The sequence below is a fragment of the Acinetobacter sp. YH12226 genome, assembly GCF_013417805.1.
GTDB lineage: Bacteria > Pseudomonadota > Gammaproteobacteria > Pseudomonadales > Moraxellaceae > Acinetobacter.
The window spans coordinates 1-4,996 of the sequence record NZ_VPDG01000042.1; the positions used below are offsets into that span (position 1 = coordinate 1).

At 32.3% G+C, this 4,996-nt stretch carries 4 protein-coding genes and 1 pseudogene; 4 read left to right on the forward strand and 1 reads right to left on the reverse strand.

Annotated features, from left to right (window positions below; translation table 11 throughout):
• Positions 1-126: 126 nt before the first annotated feature.
• The 4 genes and pseudogenes from FTV08_RS15750 to FTV08_RS15765 all read left to right on the forward strand — a co-directional run.
• Positions 127-504, forward strand: a pseudogene (locus FTV08_RS15750) (site-specific integrase); the annotation flags it as partial.
• Complete coding sequence (locus tag FTV08_RS15755) at positions 494-2,827, forward strand: hypothetical protein (RefSeq protein ID WP_180087644.1); 2,334 nt, start codon at positions 494-496, stop codon at positions 2,825-2,827. The pseudogene FTV08_RS15750 and the gene FTV08_RS15755, both read left to right, overlap by 11 nt.
• A gap of 1 nt (position 2,828) precedes the next feature.
• Positions 2,829-3,263, forward strand: coding sequence for a hypothetical protein (locus tag FTV08_RS15760; protein ID WP_174560612.1), 435 nt, complete (start codon positions 2,829-2,831; stop codon positions 3,261-3,263).
• A 77-nt stretch (positions 3,264-3,340) separates the two neighbouring features.
• Positions 3,341-4,273: an IS5-like element ISAha1 family transposase gene (locus FTV08_RS15765; protein ID WP_180087645.1), complete on the forward strand. Its 933-nt coding sequence runs from the start codon at positions 3,341-3,343 to the stop codon at positions 4,271-4,273.
• Positions 4,274-4,416: 143 nt separating this feature from the next.
• On the opposite strand, the gene FTV08_RS15770 is transcribed toward FTV08_RS15765, so the two are convergent.
• Positions 4,417-4,644: a helix-turn-helix domain-containing protein gene (locus FTV08_RS15770; RefSeq protein ID WP_174560613.1), complete on the reverse strand. Its 228-nt coding sequence runs from the start codon at positions 4,642-4,644 to the stop codon at positions 4,417-4,419.
• Positions 4,645-4,996: the final 352 nt, after the last annotated feature.

Below are 4,996 nucleotides of genomic sequence, written 5' to 3' on the forward strand. Positions count from 1 at the left end.
GGATAATCTTTTTCAGATTCAATCAATAATTGAACCGCTCTTTCTCTGATTTCAGGGGTATATTTTAATTTTGTCATCGGGGTAGTCTCTCAGAATATTGACTCTCCGACAAACCCGGTACGGTTCACTCTGTATAGACAAATGATCGCTATGCTCCTGACTGGAAGGCTCATTTATAAGAAAGATTGGCATCAGAAAAAAGTACTAGGAAATATTGGTAGTAAAATTCATTACGATATTGGTGGATGCTCCTACGAAGACAAATGTTTATTTCAACCCGTTCGTAATTGCTATGGTTGTATGTACTTTCATCCTTTTATTGATGCTAACCACAATCATGTTTTAGAAAGCATACAAAATGAAATCAATGATCTGATCAAATTATCGGATGGTATAGGTGTATCTAGAAACCCATTGATACGAGTGCATGAGTCAACTAAATTCGAAATTGAATCCGTAATAGCTCGTTGTGCATTACAGAAGGATGATATTTATGAACAATGAAAAATATAATATTTTTATAGATGAACAAAAGAGTTATTTTAATGAGAATTTGCAGTCTAACTTCAAATGGGATTGGAATGATTCAGCTTGGTATGGTGGTACAATAGGATCTGGTTGGTTACTGTCAAGAAGTGGTAAAGTAAATTTTACTTTCAGCACAATTAAAAGATTAAAAGGTGTTGAAAACACTACTATAAATACAGATTTTCAAGAGTTTATTAAATCTGTGCTCATTCTTAGTTATCGTAAGTCCAATTCTAAAGCATCCCCTCAAAAACTTTATGCAGAATTTTTAATTCTTAAACGATGGTACAGCGCTTTATATACTGAAAAAATCGAGAGCATACATCCCTGTCAGTTATCAACATTAATCTTAAATAAGTCTTTTGAAATTTTGGCAGAAAACTCAAGTAGAATGAATCTGCCTGACCATGTTGGAACTTACAGAAGATTGCAAGAAATAATAAATCATTATGCTTTTACTAAACAACCATTAGAATTTTCTCAAAAATACTTATACATAAATCGACAAAATAGAACCCCTAATGCTAGAAAAACTAAAGCATTAATAGATCAATTAGAGTTAGATGAAGATAATCTAGATAAGGATAAGCTCATTTCGATTCGAACATTCATCAATATTGTTTCTTTAATAAGCTTATGTAGTACAAATGGTGAAAAGATAGTACTAAATATTTTACTATTACTTATAGTCACTGGTTTACGTTCTACAGAAGCCTTTCTTTTAAAAACTGATGCTTTGATAAAAAAACCTATTCTTGACCCTTTAACCAAAGAGCATTTAGCTTTGGATGGCATTAAGCAATACACAGTTGGCATTCAGTATCATGGAGCAAAAGGTTCTGGCTACCGTATTCATTGGGTAGAACCTCTTGCTGTTCCTATTATAGAAAGTATATTCTCAAATGTATTATCTCTAACACAGCCCTACCGAGACTATATAAAATATGTCCGTGGGAAAAATATAAAGGATTTTTTGCCTAAAAAAATTGATGATATTGATTCTGATTTTATTGAAATAGATGATTTAATTCAATATTTTTTTGGTATTAATGAAGAGTATAAAATAACTAATGACTCAAAACGTAGAGTTATTATGGATAATGCTAGATTTACTGGATTAAAACCTAGTTTCATTGATAAATCTGAAAAACAATTTAAGCGATATTATAGTAAAAAAGATTTAAATGATTATGTGATTAGTTTGAAAACATACAATATTGATAATCCGTTTAATCATATTTTTAATTATGAAAATAAATTAATCAACCTACCATTTGAAGACATTTTATTTATTCATGAATATAGATCTACAAATGTTAAGCAAGTATTATCAAATAAAACGAATATTATGCCATTTCATGCAACAATAATTAATAATTTTTTTGGAAATGGCAGAAATATATCGATTTTCCAAAAATACCTTTTACTTGAAAATAAAGATGAATACTCAAAGATAACAACACATATTCCTCGACATAATATAAATACTTTTTTAGCTTTGAGTGGTATATCTGAACATTTACAGGCCATGCTCATGGGACGCATAGATATAAAGCAAAATCAATATTATCAACACTTAGCGTTAAAACAACGTAAAGTCACAGCTAGTTTGTTAGAGAAATATGAATTGACACTTTACAAAAACGATAAACAGGAAATAAAGTCAGACTATCCAATTGATTCTATAAAACATGATGGATTAATGTACTTTTCAGAAAAATTGGATCTAGAAAATAATTTAAAGATGAATTTACAAACCTTTGACTCGAAAAATGAAGTAGCGAGTTATATAAGGGAATCCTTCTTCGATGAATATTTTCAAGATATCGCTCAATCTTTTAATGAATTAGTTAAAGAAGATCGATCATTGGCTAACTCATTAGTTCAACGCCATGCTTGTTTGCACCCTTTACCTTTTGGTGGTTGTATGCGTGATGTGGCTGTGCACGATTGTCCTAAACGTCTTGCATGCCAATCAGGTGATCAATGTGGAAACTTTGCTTTAACTGGACGTAAAGGTGAATTAGAAGCCCTACAACATACTTTGAATGAATTACTAGATAAGTTTGTACAAATAGAGCAAATCGTAATCCATGATTCATCTTATAGCGAAATGCTTGAGGGTTTACGTAAAAAAATACTTTATTTAAGTGATTTAAAAACAAAAGCACTTGATAAGCAAAATAGTTTAACTCCTGTTCCTGTTTTTCCTTATGGTGATGCTATTACTAAATTACCAACAACCTTAAGTGAACTATTCGCTATAGAACAGCAAAAAATTGAAACCAAGGAAGCCTGATATGTTACGTGGTAAACAATTAGATGAAGTCATTGAACAAGAATTGCAAATGATGTTGGTTGAAGGTTTTGAGAAGTCCCCTATTTCTCATAAGAGCTTACATGATCGTTTAACTGCCAGAGGCTACATATCTGGGGGACTTAGTACTTTGAGTTCAGCTGAAAGAAAAAGTCTTATTAGTCTTTATATGGTGGAGCAAATAGCACCATTGAATCTAAAAACTAAAGAACAGCAACTATATGTAAATAAAAAAACGAGAAAAGCGCTTACTGATACCAATAAAAATCTGCATTCTCAAATAAATGAGTTGGAATCACAGCTGAATCAAAATACAGAAACATTGATAGATATTATTGAGGAGGTTAAATTAAGAACAAATTTAAAGATCGATCATCTCTTAGCCCCACATCTTTTGAAAAAATATTTATCAAAGTAGACACTATTATGTTAGAAGAAAAGGGCTTTGTTGCACAAACCTATCTCTAAAGGCTTATTCCACAATATAATTCTCAAATGAATAAGCCCACACCTAAAATCTATCGTACAACCAATTGGTCTTCTTATAACAGTGCATTAATAAATCGAGGAAATCTCTCAATTTGGTTTGATCCCAAGACTCAATGGTACGCTCAACCCAAAGGTAAACATGGTCGAAATCAAACTTATTCAGATACAGCCATCCAATGCTGTTTAATGATCAAATCCTTATTTCGTCTTTCTTTACGCATGGTCACTGGCTTTGTGCAAAGTCTCATTCATCTTTGTAGATTAGATTGGACAGCACCAGACTATTCCACCATCTGCAGAAGACAAAAGCATATTGATATTGCAATTAACTATCATAAAAGCAGTAATGGTCTCCAGCTACTCGTCGATTCTACTGGCTTAAAGTTTCTAGGCGAAGGTAAATGGAAGCGTAAGAAACACCAACCTGAATATCGTCGCCAATGGCGTAAACTTCATATTGGTATAGATGCTGAAACCCTTCAAATACGCGCTATTCAACTCACTACAAATAATGTGAGTGATTCACAAGTGCTTGGTGATTTACTCGATCAGATTCCACAAGATGAGCAGATTGACTCTGTCTATACTGATGGGGCTTATGACACCAAGCAATGCCGTCAAGTAATTGCAGACCGACAAGCACATGCGGTGATTCCGCCAAGAAAAAATGCGAAACCTTGGAAAGATACAAAGAGCAGCTCGCTAGAGCGAAATGAATTACTTCGAACAGTTAAACGTTTAGGAAGAACAATATGGAAAAATTGGTCAGGCTATCATCGCAGAAGTCTGATAGAAACCAAGATGCATTGCATCAAATTATTAGGCGATAAACTCCGTGCGAGAAACTTTCAAAGCCAAGTCAATGAGATTCATGCACGTGTGGCCGTATTAAATAAATTTACAGATTTAGGTCGACCTCACACCCAAGTTGCCACTTAAATTTAGATAACTTGGAAGAAGTTTAGCTTTTGAATGTTTGTGCAACAAAGCCGAAGAAAAGTCAAAAACCTGTCAGCATATATTCCCTGAGAATATCTGCTCAAATCAAAAAGAAAATATTTATTTTATAGAAAAATAATGAATTACAAATTTTCTTCTAAAAAGTTGACGATTGAAATTCCTAACACATTCAACCAATCGTGAAGTTCCAATACATCAATTCTCCTCTCGAAATTTTCAACTTTTGCTACATAAGATTGTGGTTTTTTTAAGGATGAAGCAAGTTGCACTTGAGTTATATTTTTTAACTCACGTTTAAGAATTAATGCTTTGATAAGTTTTCTATATCTAGGATCATGTATTGAGCTCATAGCTCAAGATGGTGTACTATTAAACAAAATATCCCAAAATAGGATATTTGGTTGATTTTATTAGTTTTTAGGTCATTAAATATGCAAGACACTCATCAGCTTAAAAATTGTTTATTTGGTTTTTTATCAAATACATCATTCATAAGCTATGAGTTTAAGGATTTAAGAAAATCTTTTATCCGATATTACCCGGAATTTAGTGCAAAAAAATACTATTCAAAAATAGGTAGTGTCTAAATGTGACGTGTTAACCACCTATCTTTCATGTCTTGATTGTATTTTAATAAAAATAGATGCAAGACAGCTTCATGATTTTCTTTCTTCTTGGAAAAGCTTAAAGTTTTCCGTGTAA

Bases quoted from the DNA above. Each gene is read 5' to 3' on its own strand.
- FTV08_RS15755 (WP_180087644.1), top strand. From the start codon at position 494: ATGAACAATGAAAAATATAATATTTTTATAGATGAACAAAAGAGTTAT.
- FTV08_RS15760 (WP_174560612.1), top strand. From the start codon at position 2,829: ATGTTACGTGGTAAACAATTAGATGAAGTCATTGAACAAGAATTGCAA.
- FTV08_RS15765 (WP_180087645.1), top strand. From the start codon at position 3,341: ATGAATAAGCCCACACCTAAAATCTATCGTACAACCAATTGGTCTTCT.
- FTV08_RS15770 (WP_174560613.1), bottom strand. From the start codon at position 4,644: ATGAGCTCAATACATGATCCTAGATATAGAAAACTTATCAAAGCATTA.